Consider the following 228-nt stretch of genomic DNA (forward strand, 5'->3'; position numbering starts at 1 on the left):
ATGCTGTGGCCCTCTATGAAAACAATGAGGACCTTTCACTTCACGCGGCTTCAGCAGAGCTTGGAGTCAATCGTTCCTCGCTTTTCTCCTGGCTTCAGCAATACGGCACCGGCAAACGTGCCCGCACGAAGGCCATGCGCGACAACGCCAAGGAGACGACTGATTCCGAGCGAATCCGCCAGCTAGAAAAAGAGAACGCGAAGCTGCGCGAAGAACGCGATATTCTGC

The 228-nt window shown here is 55.3% G+C and carries 1 protein-coding gene; it reads left to right on the top strand.

Going from position 1 to position 228, the window contains the following annotated elements:
- Positions 1–228, top strand: a 228-nt coding sequence (locus HMPREF2692_RS13155; protein WP_371326282.1) for a transposase, incomplete at both ends; no start/stop codon positions are given.

This window comes from Corynebacterium sp. HMSC036D03, from assembly GCF_001836185.1.
Taxonomy (GTDB): Bacteria; Actinomycetota; Actinomycetes; order Mycobacteriales; family Mycobacteriaceae; genus Corynebacterium; species Corynebacterium simulans.